Source organism: Streptomyces sp. NPDC004134 (genome assembly GCF_042874195.1).
Classification (GTDB): domain Bacteria; phylum Actinomycetota; class Actinomycetes; order Streptomycetales; family Streptomycetaceae; genus Streptomyces.
The window spans coordinates 154118-169683 of record NZ_JBIAMS010000020.1; the positions used below are offsets into that span (position 1 = coordinate 154118).

Here is a 15566-nt window from a genome sequence, read left to right on the forward strand (position 1 = left end):
CCTTCTCAGGTACGGACCCTGCGGGCGGTCGCGAATCGAGGCCGGTTGTTGAGGTCGGGGTGGTCGGCGGCGTCCGCCCAGCCGCGTTCCTCGGTGAAGAGCCACGGCACCTGGCCGCCCTGGGTGTCGGCGTGCTCGACGACCAGCACCCCGCCGGGGCGCAGCAGCCGCCGGGCCGCGACCTCCAGACCGCGGATGAGGTCGAGGCCGTCCTCGCCCGAGAAGAGTGCGGCCTGCGGGTCGTGGTCGCGGGCTTCCGGGGCGACATGCTCCCACTCGGTCAGCGGGATGTACGGCGGATTGCTGATGACCAGGTCGACCTGGCCGTTCAGCTCCGGCAGCGCGGTGCGCGCGTCTCCATGGTGCAGCACGACCCGGGCGCCGCCGTCGTTGTGCGCGGCGTTCTTGCGCGCCCAGTTGAGCGCCGTCTCCTCCAGCTCGACCGCGTGCACGGCGGCCCGCGGCACCTCCTGCGCCATGGCCAGCGCGATGGCGCCGGAGCCGGTGCACAGGTCGACGATCAGCGGCTCGACGACGTCCATGGCGCGGACGGCCGCTATGGCCCAGTCCACCACGGACTCGGTCTCCGGCCGGGGCACGAAGACGCCGGGGCCGACCTGGAGTTCCAGATAGCGGAAGTAGGCGACGCCGGTGATGTGCTGCAGCGGCTCGCGGGCCTCCCGGCGGGCGACGGCCTCCCAGTAGCGGGCGTCGAAGTCGGCGTCGGCGACGCGGTGCAGCTCACCGCGGGGCACGCCGTGCACGTACGCCGCCAGCTCCTCCGCGTCGAACCGCGGGGAGGGCACGCCGGCGTCGGCGAGCCGCCGCGTGGCCTGTGCCACTTCGACGAGCAGCAGGTTCACGATCCCTCCGGTCCCTCGGCCGTATCCCGTGCGGTGCTCAGCCCGCGTCCGCGAGCTTGGCCGCGGCGTCCGCGTCCACGCATGCCTGGATCACCGCGTCCAGCTCCCCGTCGAGCACCTGGTCCAGGTTGTACGCCTTGAACCCGACCCGGTGGTCGGAGATCCGGTTCTCCGGGAAGTTGTAGGTGCGGATGCGCTCCGACCGGTCCACGGTACGCACCTGGCTGCGGCGCGCGTCCGCCGCCTCCTTCTCCGCCTCCTCCTGCGCCTCGGCGAGCAGCCTCGCCCGCAGGATACGCATCGCCTGCTCCCGGTTCTGAAGCTGGCTCTTCTCGTTCTGGCAGGAGACCACGATGCCGGTGGGCAGGTGCGTGATGCGTACCGCGGAGTCCGTCGTGTTGACGGACTGGCCGCCGGGGCCCGAGGAGCGGTAGACGTCGATGCGGAGGTCGTTGGGTCCGATCTCGACCTCGTCGACGTCCTCGGCCTCGGGCAGCACCAGCACGCCGGCCGCGGAGGTGTGGATCCGGCCCTGCGACTCGGTGGCCGGCACCCGCTGCACGCGGTGCACGCCGCCCTCGTACTTCAGCCGCGCCCACACGCCCTGGCCGGGCTCGGCGGCGCCGCCGCCCTTGAGCTTCACCGAGACGGAGACGTCCTTGTAGCCGCCGAGGTCGGACTCGTTGGCGTCCAGCAGCTCCGTCTTCCAGCCCTGCCGCTCGGCGTAGCGCAGGTACATCCGCAGCAGGTCGCCGGCGAAGAGCGCGGACTCCTCGCCGCCCTCGCCCGCCTTGACCTCCAGGATGACGTTCTTGTCGTCGCTGGGATCGCGCGGTACGAGCAGCAGCCGCAGCCGCTCCGTGAGCTCCTCGCGCTCCCGGTCCAGGCTCTTGGCCTCGGCGGCGAAGTCCGGGTCCTCCGCGGACAGCTCGCGGGCGGCGGCGGCGTCCTCGCCGGCCCGCTCCCAGGCGCGGTAGGCGGCGATGATCGGGGTGAGCTCGGCGTAGCGCTTGTTGAGCCTGGTGGCGCGGCGCTGGTCGGCGTGCACGCCGGGGTCGGCGAGCTGCTCCTCAAGGGTGGCGTGCTCGCCGATGAGATCCTTGACGACCTCGAACATCGTGGGGCGCTCCGTAGGGGGAAGTAGCAGGACCAGGCGCGGGCGGCCGGGTGGGAGGAAACTGCCGGCCGGGCGGGACGAAAAACGTGCGCCGGCCCGGTCCGCCCCTCTTCGGGGCGGCCGGCCCGGCGCACGCGGACGGGCTACTTCTTCGCCGCGGCCTGCTTGCCGAAGCGGGCCTCGAAGCGGGCCACGCGGCCACCGGTGTCGAGGATCTTCTGCTTGCCCGTGTAGAACGGGTGGCACGCGGAGCAGATGTCCGCGCGGATGGTGCCGGAGGTGACGGTGCTCCGGGTGGTGAAGGAGTTACCACAGGTGCAGCTCACCTGGGTCTCCACGTACTCCGGGTGGATGTCGCGCTTCAAGGGATTCTCCTAGGTTCGGGAGGGCTCCGGGTCGATCGGCGGGATGCGTCACGTGAACCGGGGCCGACGTACCAGTCTACGAGGACCGGTCGTGCTCGCCAAAACGGGTCCCGGGCCCGCTTTATTCCACGCCGGGCACCACGGGGGGTGACGCACGGACGGCGGCCCGGTCAGGGTGCGGAGGGCGCGGAAACGGGCCCGCGCGCTCACGCTCCGGGGTCAGCCGGCCGCCGCCTGTGCACCGCCGCCGGGCGCGACCTCCTCCAGGCCGTCGCCGCCGGCCGGCGGGGCGGCGACCACGTCGCGCTCGCCCTGCCCGCCCGCGTTCCCCTTCAGCGCGGACTTCGGTATCGGCCGGTCCTCCCGCAGCGCCTTCCAGACCTGCGCGGACTCCTTCCCCATCGGCACCACGCGGTTGCTGTCCTGCTTGTCGGCCGTCACCGGCAGGGTCGCCATCTGCATGTCGTTCGGGCCTATGTCGCCCAGGCTCTCGGCGAGCCGGCGCAGCTTGTTCACCGTGCCGAGGCCGTCGTCCGTGGTGATCGACTTGGTGGCGGTGTCGGCCAGCCCGATGAGCTTCGCGGGGCTGGTCAGCAGGTCGACCTGGCCGACCTGCTGCACCAGCGCCTTGACGAACACCTGCTGCAGCTCTATCCGGCCCAGGTCGCTGCCGTCGCCGACGCCCTTGCGGGTACGGACCAGGCCGAGCGCCTGCTCGCCGTCCAGGGTGTGGGTGCCGGCCTTGAGGTCGAGGTGGCTGTCGGGGTCGTCGATGTCCTGGCGGGTGGTGATCTCCACCCCGCCGAGCTGGTTGACGAGCCGCTTGAAGCCGCTGAAGTCGACCTCGACGAAGTGGTCCATGCGCACCCCGGTCATCTTCTCCACGGTCTTGACCGTGCAGGCGGGGCCGCCGACGGAGTACGACTCGTTGAACATGGCGCGCTTCGCGGCCGGCGCGGTCTCGCCGTCGTCGCGGCTGCACTCGGGGCGGTCGACGAGGGTGTCGCGCGGGATGCTGACGACGCTGGCGCGCTTCCGGTCCTCGTAGACGTGCACGATCATCGCGGTGTCGGAGCGGGCGCCGCCGCCGTCACGGCCGTATTTGGCGTTGTCGCCGGCCCGGGAGTCGGAGCCGAGGACGAGGATGTCCATGGAGCCGTTCGGCAGGTCCTCCGGCCGGTCGCCGCCGAGCTTGGCGTCGAGGTCGACGCTGGTCAGATTGCCGTTGAAGCGGAAGTAGAGGTACGTGAAGCCGGCCCCGCCGAGGACCATCACCCCGACGAGCGTCCAGACCGCCACGAGGACCGCCTTGCGGCGGCGGCTGCGCGGCCGGTGGCCGGGATCCCCGACGTCGTACGGTTCCGTCATCGGCTCCTCACCTCAGCCGGTCAGGTCCCTGGTTAACCGCGGGTCAATCCGAACTTTTCCCCACATTCCCCGACAGGGATCACCTAAAAGGGTTACACACGTACTGCTGAACGCGCAAAAGCCTCCCCTCGTTCCAAGGGGAGGCTTTTGCCTACGAAAACTGCCCGACCTGCACCGGTTCGCGTGGGACCGGCGCCGGGTTGCGCGTCAGTCGCCGTTGGGCGTGGGCGTGGTCTTCTGGATCTGGAGCAGGAACTCCGCGTTGCTCTTGGTCTGCTTCATCTTGTCCAGCAGCAGCTCCATGGCCTGCTGCTGGTCCAGCGCGTGCAGCACCCGGCGGAGCTTCCAGACGATGGCCAGCTCGTCGCTGCCCATCAGGATCTCCTCCTTGCGGGTGCCGGAGGCGTCCACGTCGACCGCGGGGAAGATGCGCTTGTCCGAGAGCTTGCGGTCGAGCCGCAGCTCCATGTTGCCGGTGCCCTTGAACTCCTCGAAGATCACCTCGTCCATCCGCGAGCCGGTCTCGACCAGCGCGGTGGCCAGGATGGTCAGCGAGCCGCCGTCCTCGATGTTGCGCGCGGCGCCGAAGAACTTCTTCGGCGGGTAGAGCGCCGTGGAGTCCACACCGCCGGACAGGATGCGGCCGGAGGCGGGCGCCGCCAGGTTGTACGCGCGGCCGAGGCGGGTGATCGAGTCGAGCAGCACGACGACGTCGTGGCCCAGCTCGACGAGCCGCTTGGCCCGCTCGATGGACAGCTCGGCGACCGTGGTGTGGTCCTCCGCCGGGCGGTCGAAGGTCGAGGAGATGACCTCGCCCTTCACCGACCGCTGCATGTCGGTGACCTCTTCCGGCCGCTCGTCGACGAGGACGACCATGAGGTGGCACTCGGGGTTGTTCGTGGTGATCGCGTTGGCGATCGACTGCAGGATCATCGTCTTGCCGGTCTTCGGCGGCGCCACGATCAGGCCGCGCTGCCCCTTGCCGATGGGCGAGACGAGGTCGATGATCCGCGGCGTCAGCGCGCCCGGGTCGCTCTCCAGACGCAGCCTGTCCTGCGGGTAGAGCGGGGTGAGCTTGCCGAACTCCGCCCGGCCGCGGCTCTGTTCGGGGCCCTCGCCGTTGACCGAGTCGAGCCGGACGAGCGCGTTGAACTTCTCCCGGCGCTCGCCGTCGCGCGGCTGGCGCACCGCGCCCGTGACGTGGTCGCCCTTGCGCAGGCCGTTCTTGCGCACCTGGGCCAGCGAGACGTAGACGTCGTTCGGGCCCGGCAGGTAGCCGGAGGTGCGGACGAAGGCGTAGTTGTCGAGGATGTCGAGGATGCCCGCGACCGGGATCAGGACGTCGTCCTCGGCGATCTGCGGCTCGCTGTAGTCCTCGCGGCCGCCGCGGCGCCCGCGGCGGTCGCGGTAGCGGCCCCTGCGGCCGCGCCGGCCGCCGTCGAAGTCGTCGTCCTGCTGCTGTTGCTGCTGCTGCCGGCCGCCGCCCTGGTTCTGCTGGCCGCCGCCACCGCCCTGACCGCCGCCGTCGTCGCCCTTGCCGCGGCGGTTCTGCCGGTCGCGGCGCCCGCCCTGCCGGTCGCCGCCGCCCTGGCGGTCGCCCTTCTGCCGGCCGCCGTCGCCGGACTGCTTGGCGTCGCCGCCCTTCTCGGACTTGTCGGCCTTCTCCGCCTTCTCGGCCTTGTCGGCCCGGTCGGCCTTCTCGCCGCCGTTCTGCTCGGCGCCGGTGTCCTGCACCTTGACGGGCTGGCCGGGAATGTCGATCCGCGAGTCGCCGTCGTCCTTGCGGCCGTCACCGTCGGCCTGCTCGGCCGCGTCGGTACGGGCCCGGGAGGTGGCCCGGCGCTTCGGCCTGGCCGCGCCGCCGTCGGCCTGGGCGTCCTTGCCCGCCTTGTCGGCGGCCTTCTCGGCCTTGGCCTCGGCGGGCTTGCCGCCGTCGGCGCCCTGCCTCTCCTTGATCACCTCGATGAGCTGGCTCTTGCGCATCCGAGCGGTGCCCCGGATCCCGAGGCCGGATGCGATCTGCTGGAGCTCCGCCAGGACCATGCCCTCCAGGCCGGCGCCGCGACGGCGCCTGGTCGAACCGGCGGTGGTTGCGGGAGCTGCCCCAGTCTCCTGCTGGGAGGCACCCCCAGAAGCTGGGCTGGCGGCGTTCTCTGCGTTGACGCCCATCAGATCGGTGGTGTCGCTCACGAAGGGTCCTTCCCTGGAGCGGTGCGTCGGCCTGTCTGGCTCGGCGACCGGTCGTGCTCTCCGGCTGCGGCCCGTGCGTTTGCGTCCGCGGGTCCGCGTCGGTGCGGTGGTCCGCCGTACGGCGGTGAAGACTGTGCAGGGTCGGCATGCTGATGGCGCGAGGCACTCGGGTGGGTGTCACGCACGACAGCGGTGCCGATTCGGGAGCGTCACTGCACCGGCAGGCTGCTCAGGCAATGTGGAAGGCTCCCGGAAGAAAGGCTGCCCCGCTGGGGAATTCCCCTTGTGGGACCTGCCCCCGGGCCCTGCGGCCCGGAGAGACCCCAGCACACAGCACGGCCGTGTGGAACCTACGACTGGAGTGCGCTGGTGCTGCCTTGAGGTTAACACTATCGGATCCTGCAGACATTCCCCCTCTCCCGGCGCCGGGGCCCGGTTCCGTGTTGTGCGGCCGGTGGTGCGGGTCGTCGTGGCGGCGGTCCGCGCGGGCCCGCTGACCTGCGCGTGGTGCCCGCGTACGGCGCGTGGCACGGCCGCCGCGGCCGTCAGGCCAGCGGCAGCACGCTCGCCCCCTCCCGGTCGAGGGCCAGCCGGTTGGCCGCCCAGCCCTCGCCCGCCGAACGGGCGACCTTCTCGGCCGCGCCGTCCTCGGCGAACGCCAGCACCGTCGGCCCCGCGCCGGAGATCACCGCGGGCACGCCGTCCGCACGCAGCCGCGCCACCAGCGCCGTGCTCTCCGGCATCGCGGGCGCCCGGTAGTCCTGGTGCAGCCGGTCCTCGGTGGCGGTGAGCAGCAGCTCGGGGCGCCTGGTCAGCGCCTCGACGAAGAGCGCCGCGCGGGCGGCGGTCAGCGCCGCGTCGGCGTGCGGCACCGTACGGGGCAGCAGGCCGCGGGCCTCCGCCGTGGACAGCGGGTTGCCCGGCACGAACACCACCGGCACCACGCCCCCGGCCGGCTCCAGCCGGATGGCCCGTACCGCCGCGGGGGCGTCCCCCGGGGCCGTACCCGCGCCGCCCGTGCCGTCATCCGTCCAGGCCAGCGTGAACCCGCCGAGCAGGCACGCCGCGACGTTGTCGGGGTGGCCCTCCAGCTCCGTCGCCAGTTCCAGCAGCGCCGCGCGCTCGGGGGCGTCCAGGACGCCCGACCGCTCGGCGCCGCCTATCGTCACCGCCCGCGCGGCGATGATGCCGGCGCAGATCGCCGCGGCGGAGGAACCGAGCCCGCGGCCGTGCGGAATGCGGTTCGCGCACACCACTTCGAGGCCCCGCGGCTGCCCGCCCAGCGCCTCGAAGGCGCTGCGCATGGCCCGTACGAGCAGGTGGGACTCGTCCCGCGGCAGGTTCTCCGCACCCTCGCCCGCGATGTCGACGTGCAGCCCGGACTCGGCGACCCGGACGACCACGTCGTCGTACAGCCCGAGGGCGAGGCCGAACGTGTCGAAGCCGGGGCCGAGGTTGGCGCTGGTCGCCGGTACGCGGACGCGTACGGGCGCGGCGCGGAAGGCTGGACCGGCCATCGCTTGCGTGACTCTCCTTGTGACTCTCACCCGGTCTCCCGGGCGGTGGGGGAAATCAGCTCGGTTACGACTGTGCCCGACCGGCGCCCCCGCGGCACGCCGTGCGCGCGCGGACGGGCGGTGCGGACGACATGCGGAAGGGGGTGCCCGGGACACTCGACCGGCGGGCTCAACGCCAGCTTATCGAAGGTGGGTTCCCCTGCGACATAGGGCGCACAGGAGGCGCTCGATGCGCGGCCCGCGCACGTCCCCGGCGCACGGCGGACCGGCCGGCACCGCGTGCGCCCCGGGAGCCGGCCGTACGGCCGTCTGCCCAGGCCGGACGGGCTGGTCCCGGTGCCGTACGCCGGTGCGCCCGTGCCGTACGCGGGTATGCCCGGCCGGTGCGCGGGCCGCGGGTGCGCCGCGGTCAGGCCAGCCCCAGCCGCTCCGCCGCCGCGTCGGCGTCGACCGGCACGGCGACGGGCTGCGGGGCGCCGGCGACCGCCCAGTCGGGGTCCTTCAGGCCGTTGCCCGTGACCGTGCAGACGATCCGCTGACCCGGGTCGACCCGGCCCTGCTCGGCGGCCTGCAGCAGCCCCGCGACGCTCGCCGCCGAGGCCGGCTCGACGAAGACGCCCTCCTGCGCGGCCAGCAGCCTGTACGCCCGCAGGATCTGCCGGTCGGTGACCGCCTCGATGTGCCCGCCGGACTCGTCGCGCGCCCGCTCGGCCAGCTCCCACGAGGCGGGGTTGCCGATGCGGATGGCGGTGGCCAGCGTGCTCGGGTCCTTCACCGGCTCGCCGCGCACGATCGGCGCCGCGCCGGCCGCCTGGTAGCCCCACATCCGGGGGGTGCGGGTGGCCATCCCGTCCGCGTGGTACTCGCGGTAGCCCTTCCAGTACGAGGTGATGTTGCCCGCGTTGCCGACGGGCAGGACGTGGATGTCGGGGGCGTCCCCGAGCGCGTCCACGACCTCGAAGGCCGCGGTCTTCTGGCCCTCGATGCGCACCGGGTTGACGGAGTTCACCAGCGCCACCGGGTACTTCTCGCTCAGCGCGCGGGCCAGCGTCAGGCAGTCGTCGAAGTTGCCGTCGACCTGGAGGATGCGCGCGCCGTGCACGAGCGCCTGCCCCATCTTGCCCAGCGCGATCTTGCCCTGCGGCACCAGCACGGCGCAGGTCAGCCCGGCCCGTACCGCATAGGCGGCCGCGGAGGCCGAGGTGTTGCCGGTCGAGGCGCAGATGACGGCCTGGGCGCCGGACTGCTTCGCCACGGAGATCGCCATCGTCATGCCGCGGTCCTTGAAGGACCCGGTGGGGTTGGCGCCCTCCACCTTCAGATGGACGTCGCAGCCCGTGCGCGCGGAGAGCACCTGGGCCGGCACCAGCGGGGTCCCGCCCTCCCGGAGCGTCACCACCGGAGTCTCCGCCGTGACCGGCAGCCGGTCGCGGTACTCCTCGATGACGCCCCGCCACTGGCGGGTGCCGGACATTCGCGGTTCGTCGATCACTGCGTCCATTTCCTTACGTCACTCCCCTTCGACCCGCATGGTGCTCGCCACGCCGCGGACGGTCTCCAGCCGCCTGAGCGCCTCGACCGTCGCGGCCAGCGCGGCGTCCGTCGCCCGGTGCGTGACCACCACGAGCGACGCCTCGCCGTCCTTGCCCTGCTGCCTGACCGTGTCGATGGACACGTCGTGCTCGGCGAAGACCGCGGCCACGTGGGCGAGCACGCCCGCCCGGTCGGCCACGTCGAGGCTGATGTGGTACCGCGTCACGACGCCGTCGGGCGGCGCCACCGGTAGTTGCGTGTACGCGCTCTCCCCCGGACCGCTGCCGCCGCTGAGCCGGTGCCGGCCGACCGCGACCAGGTCGCCGAGCACGGCGCTGGCGGTCGGCGCGCCGCCGGCGCCCGGGCCGTAGAACATGAGCTGCCCGGCGGCGCTGGCCTCGACGAAGACGGCGTTGTACGCCTCGCGCACGGAGGCCAGCGGGTGGGTCCTGGGGATCATCGCAGGGTGCACCCGCGCGGTGACGGACGAGCCGTCCGGCGTGCGCTCGCAGATGGCGAGCAGCTTGACCGTACAGCCCATGCGGGTCGCGGACGCCATGTCGGCGGCGGTGATCTCGGTGATGCCCTGGCGGTGCACGTCGTCGAGGCGGACCCGGGTGTGGAAGGCGATGCCGGCGAGGATCGCGGCCTTGGCGGCGGCGTCGTAGCCCTCGACGTCGGCGGTGGGGTCGGCCTCGGCGTAGCCGAGCGCGGTGGCCTCCTCCAGCGCCTCGGTGTAGCCGGCGCCGGAGGTGTCCATGCGGTCGAGGATGAAGTTGGTGGTGCCGTTGAGGATGCCGAGCACGCGGTTGACCTTGTCGCCGGCCAGCGACTCGCGCAGCGGGCGGACCAGCGGGATGGCGCCGGCGACGGCGGCCTCGTAGTAGAGGTCGGCGCCGTGCCGGGCGGCGGCGGCGTGCAGGCTGGGGCCGTCCTCGGCGAGGAGCGCCTTGTTGCCTGTGACGACGCTGGCGCCGTGCTCGAAGGCGGTGGTGATGAGCGTACGGGCCGGCTCCAGACCGCCGATCAGTTCGACGACGATGTCGATGTCGCCGCGTTTGACCAGCGCCGTGGCGTCCGTGGTGACCAGCTCGTCCGGGATCCCCGGCCGCGGCACGCCCGCGCGCCGCACCGCGACGCCCGCCAGCTCGACCGGGGCCCCGATGCGGGCGGCGAGGTCGGCGGCGTTCGCCGTCATGATGCGCGCGACCTCGGAGCCGACGGACCCGCAGCCCAGGAGCGCGACCTTCAGCGGACGCCTCTCGCTCATACGACCTCGTTCCTCGTTCCTCACGTGCACCGATGGGGGGCGATTCCAGTCTCACGCAGCGGCGGGCGATTGCGGCGCCTTGTCCGGATGCCGAGACGTACCGTTTACGTCCTGAGATATCCCTGAGATATGACCGGGCTGCCGCTCAGCCCGCCGCTCAGCCCACGTCGAGCCGCAGCAGGTCCTCCTCCGTTTCGCGGCGCACGATCTCCCGCGCAGCGCCGTCCGCCACGGCCACCACGGGCGGGCGCAGCACGTGGTTGTAGTTGCTCGCCATCGCGCGGCAGTACGCCCCGGTGGCCGGCACCGCGAGCAGGTCGCCGACCGCGAGGTCCGCAGGGAGGTAGGCGTCGCGTACGACGATGTCGCCGGACTCGCAGTGCTTGCCCACGACGCGGGCGAGCATCGGCTCGGCGGCGGACGCGCGGGAGGCCAGCGCGACCGAGTAGTCGGCGTCGTAGAGCGCGGTGCGGATGTTGTCCGACATGCCGCCGTCCACGCTCACGTACGTACGCAGCCCCTCCAGCTCCTTGACCGTGCCGACCTCGTACAGCGTGAACGCCGTGGGGCCCACGATCGCGCGGCCCGGCTCGACGGACAGCCGCGGCACGGCGAGACCGGCGGCGCTGCACTCGCGGGAGACGATGTCGCGCAGGGCCTTGGCGATCTCGTGCGGCTCGCGCGGGTCGTCCTCGGGCGTGTACGCGATGCCGAGGCCGCCGCCGAGGTCGATCTCGGGCAGCTCCACCCCGTGCTCGTCGCGGATCTCGGTGAGCAGCCCGACGACGCGGCGGGCGGAGACCTCGAAGCCGGCCATGTCGAAGATCTGCGAGCCGATGTGGCTGTGGATGCCGACCAGTTCCAGGGAGTCGAGCTTCAGCACCCGCCGTACCGCCTCGGCCGCCTGGCCGTCGGCGAGCGCGAGGCCGAACTTCTGGTCCTCGTGGGCGGTGGCGATGAACTCGTGCGTGTGCGCCTCGACGCCGACGGTCACCCGGATCTGCACCCGCTGGCGCTTCCCGAGCCGCTCCGCGAGGTGCGCGACGCGGACGATCTCCTGGTACGAGTCGAGCACGATCCGCCCGACGCCGGCCTCCACGGCCCGCTCGATCTCGGCCGGGCTCTTGTTGTTGCCGTGCATCGCGATCCGCTCGGCGGGCATCCCGGCGGCCAGCGCGGTCGCCAGCTCGCCGCCGGAGCACACGTCGAGGTTCAGCCCCTCCTCGCGCAGCCAGCGGACGACGGCGCGGGAGAGGAACGCCTTGCCGGCGTAGAAGACGTCGGCGTCCTCGAAGGCGTCGGTCCAGGCGCGGCAGCGGGCGCGGAAGTCGTTCTCGTCGAGGAAGTAGGCGGGGGTGCCGAACTCCTCGGCGAGCCGGGTCACGGGCAGCCCGCCGACGGTGACGACGCCGTCGGCGCCGCGGGCGACGGTACGGGCCCAGACGCGGGAGTCGAGGTCGTTGAGGTCGGCGGGGGGTGCGGCGTAGTGCCCTTCGGGCAGCACGTCGCCGTGCCGGGGGCCGGCGGGGTGGGCGGATCGGCTCACGGCGGGGTACTCCTTCGGTGGTGCGGGGTTCTCACGGGTGGCTCACACGTACTCGGGCGCCTGTATGCCGAGCAGGCCGAGGCCGTTGCGGAGGGCGACGCCGGCGGCGGCGGCCTGCCGCAGCCGGGCCCGGTGCACGGCGGTGGGCTCCTCGTCGCCGCTGGGCAGGGCGGGGTGGGCCGCCTCGGCGCCGAGGAAGGCGCCGGCCAGGACGTCGAGGTGCCGGGCGAGCCGGTCGGGCGCGCGGCGGCGGGCGGCGGTCTCCACGACGGCGGGGAGCTCGCCGATGGCGGCGCGGAGGACGCCGTCGGAGCGAGTGTGCCGTACGGGGGCGGCGGGGGGCGCGGCGGGTGGCGTGTCGGCGCTGGTGCCGGTGCTGGTGCTGGTGTCGCCGATCCGGAGCGCGGCGGCGGCGCGGGCGAGGGCGGCGGTGCGGGAGTGGGCGTACTGGATACGGAAGAGGGGGTTGGGCTCGCGGCGGAGGAGCAGCGCGGGGGCGAGGCGGGACCGCTGGTAGGCGGGGGTACGCAGGAAGGCCCAGCGCAGCACGTCGGAGGGAAACCCGTCGGGACCGGGACCTGGACCGGGGCGGGGGCCGTCCGCGGCCGGCACGGCCCGTACCCGTACGAGATCCCCCTGCTCGCCGACCGACGCACCGGCGGCGAGGAGGAGGCGCCGGAGGGAGGCGGCGAGGACGAGGGCGCGGGGATGATCGTCGGGGACGAGGCGGAAGGACTGCGCGCGGAGGAAGTCGCCGTGCCCGAAGAGCTGCCCGGCGGCGAGGGCGTCCTCGACGGAATCGCCTGCGGGCCGCAGGGTGATGTTGAGGAACCCGGGCCCGGTGACGGTCACGGCGGCGATGCCGGGCTGGGCGGCGAGCCGGTCGCGCAGCAGGGCGGCGACGTCGAGAGGATCGCGGCCGGCGGCGTGGGCGAGCTGCAGGGCGGCGTTGGTGGCGTAGTCGCCGCAGCCCCCGGGCCGCGGGCGCTCCACGACGACGCGCGCCGGCACGGGTGCGCCGAGCTCACCCACCGCGGCGGATCGCACCGTACGCAACACGGTGCCGGTGAGCTCTGCGGGGTCCACGGGACCAGCGTACGAGAGGGACGGGGTGGGGAGGCGAACCCTTTTACCGGACTCGTCCCCGGCTCAGCACACCGGAGACCCGGCGGGCTCCGCGTCGTCGGCGGCGTCCCCGGCGACGCCCCCACCGACCCGCTGCGAAGCGCGCCGCGCGGCGAGCCGGCGCACGACCCGTACGAGATCGACGGGCTCGAAGGGCTTGGCCACGAACGCATCCACCCCGGCCGCCCGCCCCGCCTCGGCCTCAAGCTCGGTGCACCCGCTGACCACCGCTATCGGCAGCCCCCGCGTCCGCGGATCGGCCCGCAACCGGGCCGCGGTCCGCAGCCCGTCGAGCCGGGGCATGACGATGTCGAGCGTGACCACATCGGGACGCACCCGATGGACGGCTTCCAGACACTCGGCACCATCGGCCGCGGTCACGACCTCGAAACCTTCAAGTTCGAGATTGACCCTGATCAACTGCCGGATCACCTTGTTGTCATCGACGACAAGGACCCGACCGGACAAGCCAGGCACATGGAAAAGGGTAGGCGCGCCCGCCCCCCTACGTCCGGCTTTTGGGCACTTCCGCCCCTGACCTGCACACACACCCCGCCCCCCACCCCCAAAACCCAGTACCCGACCACCCCCACGAAGCTGGTAGGGTTCTACCCGTCACCGCACCACCACGCGGCGGACACGCCCCCGTAGCTCAGGGGATAGAGCAACGGCCTCCGGAGCCGTGTGCGCAGGTTCGAATCCTGCCGGGGGCACAGATGATCAGGGCTTTGACCTGCGGGTATGCAGGGCAGGGCTCTCTGTGTTCATGCCAGAAGGCAAACGGTCCTTTGACCGTTGCACTTCCACGCTCGCGGGGCAGGCCACGGCCCGTTATCGCTGCCTGATGCCAGGTCAGAAGCCTGCGAGGTGCCGTCACGAACCGCCAATCTCTGCGGAGTGAGGTGGAGACTCGCTCCATCCATCCCCCTCCTGACTAGGCATGATGACGCTCCGGTTGGTGAAATGCGAACGGATTCGGTGGTCGATTCCCTGGCGGATGGCGTGACTATTCCTCGTTGTCGGAGGGCGGGTCGTACGCGGTCAGCAGGTGCTCGATCCGGTTGTTGGTGATGGACTGCCGGTCGTAGAGGCACTTGGCGTAGCGGGTGAGGAGAACTTCGACGCTGTTGCCTGCGCGCTGGGCGACTTCGGCGGGGTCTGCGCCCGAGCACAGCCAGGTGGACAGGGCTGAGTGGCGCAGGTCGTACGGCCGGGCGGCAAGTGGGGTCGGGATCCACCGGGGTGGCAGGGCGAGGGTGCGGGCTTCTGCCCAGACGCGGTAGTAGGTCGTGGAGCCGACGCGTTCGTTGAAGAACAGCCTGCCGTCCTCGGCGACTCCGAAGGTGTCGACGCTCTCGCGCCAGATCGCGACCAGGTGGGGCGGTAGCGGTACCACTCGGGTGTCGCCGGGCGGGCGGTTCTTCAGTCCGCGATCGTCGTGCCGGCGCCCGCTGTCGGTCCATTTCTTCCCCGCCTGAGGCAGAGTGCGGTTGACGATCAGGCGTCCCCAGCCGGTGGTGGGCAGCGTGCAGTCGGCCGCTGCTACGGCTGCCGCCTCCTCCGGACGCAGTCCGGCGTAGTACATGCCGGCGAAGAAGCCGACCAGCCGCCGGCCCTTGGCGCGGTCGTAGTTGCCGACGTAGGAGACCGCGCTGAGCAGGTTGCGGGCCTGCAGCGGGTTGATGACCACACGCGGGTCCACGGCCTTGACCTGTCGCGGGGTGCTCCAGCGGATCTGTTTGAGCGGGTGACTGGACAGCTCGCCGCGCTCGATGGCGTAGTGCAGGACGCTGGAAAGGACCTTGCGCTTACGCCGCATTGTCTCCACCGCGGCGGCGGAACCGTCACGTTTGCGGTGGAGCGCGTCCAGCACACCGCGCGCCACTGCCGGGTCGTGGAGATCGGCCAGCGGACGCGACGCACGCGCCACCCAGTCCAGCACCCGCCGGGCATCCGCCGGGACTTCTTCCGCCTGAGGTCCGCGCTCGGTGAACGCCCAGCTCTGCAGGGATCGGTGCAACAGAGTCTCGTTCGGCCGCCGCGGCACCGGATAGAGCATCGCCCGTGTGATCGCGGCCAGCGCCTCACTCCTCTCCCGCCGAGTTATGAGCGGAACGGCCGATCCAGTGCGCCTGAGCATAATCCACGGCAAAGGCGTACCAACTGACCTCCGAGGGCACCCGAGCCCCGAAGGCCGCCTCGGGCCCCGACGCCAACCCAGCCCGCAACGCCCGCACCAACTCCGACCCGAACAGCTCCGCCAACTGCCCCGCCAGCCCGGCCCCATCGCCGTGTGTGAGATGTCGTCCCGGAGCACGGCACCGGCCAGACGCCCTACCGGGCTTCCCAGGATCTGGATGCTGATGCCTGAAACGGTCCATGCGCGCTCCTCGTGTAGCTCCTGCTTCGAGCGTGCTCCTGTCCGCTGGTTCGGTACGCAAGGGCGCACGGTGCCAGGACGTGGAAGCCCGGGTAGGCGCACGGAGTGCTCACGCGCGCGGGGCATGCCGAGATAGTCGAGGAACATGTTGCTGACGCCAGCGTGGCCTTCCCAGGCCCAGGCCCTGCACCAGCTATTGAGATTCAAAGCGTGGTGTCGTGCGGGCTGACGTCTCGTGATCCCTGCGGTATGCCGGATGTGTGAGGTATCCACAGGGTGGCGGGCTTACCGA

Annotated in this window: 12 protein-coding genes and 1 tRNA gene; 1 reads left to right on the forward strand and 12 read right to left on the reverse strand. The window is 72.4% G+C overall.

What is annotated here, in order from left to right; translation table 11 throughout:
* Positions 1 to 5: 5 nt before the first annotated feature.
* The 11 genes from prmC to ACFYVJ_RS24280 form a co-directional block, all read right to left on the reverse strand.
* A complete protein-coding gene (prmC, locus tag ACFYVJ_RS24230) occupies positions 6 to 863 on the reverse strand; it encodes a peptide chain release factor N(5)-glutamine methyltransferase (RefSeq protein ID WP_047018144.1) in 858 nt (285 codons plus the stop codon).
* A 37-nt stretch (positions 864 to 900) separates the two neighbouring features.
* A complete protein-coding gene (gene prfA / locus ACFYVJ_RS24235) occupies positions 901 to 1980 on the reverse strand; it encodes a peptide chain release factor 1 (protein WP_388895026.1) in 1080 nt (359 codons plus the stop codon).
* Positions 1981 to 2123: 143 nt separating this feature from the next.
* On the reverse strand, positions 2124 to 2345 hold the full coding sequence (rpmE, locus tag ACFYVJ_RS24240) for a 50S ribosomal protein L31 (RefSeq protein WP_018840095.1): 222 nt from the start codon (positions 2343 to 2345) through the stop codon (positions 2124 to 2126).
* Positions 2346 to 2564: 219 nt separating this feature from the next.
* Positions 2565 to 3713 carry an LCP family protein gene (locus ACFYVJ_RS24245; RefSeq protein ID WP_388895029.1) on the reverse strand — a complete coding sequence of 383 codons (1149 nt, stop codon included), beginning with the start codon at positions 3711 to 3713 and terminating at the stop codon, positions 2565 to 2567.
* Positions 3714 to 3920: 207 nt separating this feature from the next.
* Positions 3921 to 5903, reverse strand: coding sequence for a transcription termination factor Rho (gene rho / locus ACFYVJ_RS24250; protein ID WP_388895032.1), 1983 nt, complete (start codon positions 5901 to 5903; stop codon positions 3921 to 3923).
* A gap of 545 nt (positions 5904 to 6448) precedes the next feature.
* Positions 6449 to 7420, reverse strand: coding sequence for a homoserine kinase (gene thrB / locus ACFYVJ_RS24255; RefSeq protein WP_047018139.1), 972 nt, complete (start codon positions 7418 to 7420; stop codon positions 6449 to 6451).
* A 409-nt stretch (positions 7421 to 7829) separates the two neighbouring features.
* Positions 7830 to 8894, reverse strand: a complete 1065-nt coding sequence (gene thrC, locus ACFYVJ_RS24260; RefSeq protein WP_388895089.1) for a threonine synthase — start codon at positions 8892 to 8894, stop codon at positions 7830 to 7832.
* 36 nt (positions 8895 to 8930) lie between these two features.
* A complete protein-coding gene (locus ACFYVJ_RS24265; protein ID WP_388895036.1) occupies positions 8931 to 10223 on the reverse strand; it encodes a homoserine dehydrogenase in 1293 nt (430 codons plus the stop codon).
* Positions 10224 to 10380: 157 nt separating this feature from the next.
* Complete coding sequence (gene lysA / locus ACFYVJ_RS24270) at positions 10381 to 11769, reverse strand: diaminopimelate decarboxylase (protein WP_388895039.1); 1389 nt, start codon at positions 11767 to 11769, stop codon at positions 10381 to 10383.
* Between the two features lie 42 nt (positions 11770 to 11811).
* Positions 11812 to 12855, reverse strand: coding sequence for a DALR anticodon-binding domain-containing protein (locus tag ACFYVJ_RS24275; RefSeq protein ID WP_388895043.1), 1044 nt, complete (start codon positions 12853 to 12855; stop codon positions 11812 to 11814).
* Positions 12856 to 12918: 63 nt separating this feature from the next.
* On the reverse strand, positions 12919 to 13371 hold the full coding sequence (locus ACFYVJ_RS24280) for a response regulator (RefSeq protein ID WP_388895046.1): 453 nt from the start codon (positions 13369 to 13371) through the stop codon (positions 12919 to 12921).
* Between the two features lie 164 nt (positions 13372 to 13535).
* Between ACFYVJ_RS24280 and ACFYVJ_RS24285 the strand changes: the two genes are divergently transcribed.
* Positions 13536 to 13607: transfer RNA gene (locus tag ACFYVJ_RS24285), tRNA-Arg, on the forward strand.
* Between the two features lie 293 nt (positions 13608 to 13900).
* On the opposite strand, the gene ACFYVJ_RS24290 is transcribed toward ACFYVJ_RS24285, so the two are convergent.
* On the reverse strand, positions 13901 to 14914 hold the full coding sequence (locus tag ACFYVJ_RS24290) for a tyrosine-type recombinase/integrase (RefSeq protein WP_388895049.1): 1014 nt from the start codon (positions 14912 to 14914) through the stop codon (positions 13901 to 13903).
* Between the last annotated feature and the right edge of the window lie 652 nt (positions 14915 to 15566).